The organism is Streptomyces pimonensis (assembly GCF_041380215.1).
GTDB lineage: Bacteria > Actinomycetota > Actinomycetes > Streptomycetales > Streptomycetaceae > Streptomyces > Streptomyces pimonensis.
In genome coordinates this window covers 1-1,328 of the sequence record NZ_JAHWZY010000121.1, presented here as the reverse complement: position 1 = coordinate 1,328, position 1,328 = coordinate 1, and the positions used below count along the sequence as shown (strand labels likewise).

Below are 1,328 nucleotides of genomic sequence, written 5' to 3'. Positions count from 1 at the left end.
ACGGGAAGCTGCCCGAGGCCCGGCTCACCTCGATGACACGACTGGCGGGATGCCGTGTCGTGGTCACGGACGGCAGCACGGCCGCCGGCGGGTTGCCCGGGATCGAGCACGAGGTCGTGGTCGGCGACGACGACCGTCCGGAGGGGACGGGAACCCCCGTACGGGCCCCCGCCCCGCGCGTTCTGCCGGACAGCGCCGCCTACGTGATGTTCACCTCCGGCTCCACCGGCGAGCCGAAGGGCGTGGAGATCACCCATCGCGGGGTGGTGAGCCTGGCCACCGACCGACGCTGGAGGGACGGCGCCGGGGCCTCCCGTACCGAAGCGCGCCCGCACCGGGTGCTGCTGCACTCGCCGTACGGCTTCGACCCGTCCACCTATGAGCTGTGGATGCCTCTGCTCGGTGGCGGAGAGGTCGTCGTCGCACCGGCCGGCGACCTCGACGTCCCCACCATCGCCCGTACTCTGCGCACACACGGCGTGACCTCGCTGCTGCTCACCGCCGGACTGTTCCGGGTGGTCGCGGAGGAGGACCCCGGCTGCCTGGCGGGCGTCCGTGAGGTGCTGACCGGCGGCGACGTGGTCTCGTCGGCGTCCGTGCGGCGCGTTCTGAACGCGTGCCCGGACACGGTCGTCACCGACATCTACGGTCCGACCGAGATCACCCTGTTCGCGACCCAGCACTCCATGCGGGACGCGGCCCGGGTACCGGGCAGCGTGCCGATCGGCCGTGCCCGTGACGGCATGCGCGCCTACGTGCTCGACGGCCGGCTGCGACCGGTGCCGCCCGGCGCGGTGGGCGAGCTGTACATCGCCGGTGACGCGCTGGCCCGTGGCTACGCGCACCGGTCCGCGCTGACCGCGGAGCGGTTCGTCGCCGATCCGTCCGGTCCGGCCGGCACCCGCATGTACCGCACGGGCGACCTGGTGCGCTGGACCCCGGACGGGGTGCTGGAGTTCCTCGGGCGGGCCGACCACCAGGTCAAGATCCGCGGCTTCCGCATCGAACTCGGCGAGATCGAGGGCGTACTGGGCGAACAGGACGCGGTCGCCGACGCCGTGGTCCTCGTGCGGAAGACCCCTTCCGGCGGCAAGCACCTCGTCGGTTACGTCGTGCCCGAACCGGGACGCACGCCCGACCCCGCCGCGCTCCGGGCGGACCTCGCCGAACGGCTCCCGGAGTACATGGTCCCCTCCGACATCCTCCTGCTCGACGCACTGCCGCTCACCGCGAACGCCAAGCTCGACCGCGCGGCGCTGCCCGTGCCCGACCTCACCGGCACCACGGGCGCGGGCCGGGCGCCGCGCACTCCCGTGGAGCGGACCCTG

Annotated in this window: 1 protein-coding gene; it reads left to right on the top strand. The window is 73.6% G+C overall.

What is annotated here, in order from left to right; translation table 11 throughout:
• Positions 1-8: 8 nt before the first annotated feature.
• Positions 9-1,328: amino acid adenylation domain-containing protein (locus KYY02_RS33615; protein WP_371244866.1), on the top strand; the 1,320-nt coding region annotated here is incomplete at its 3' end.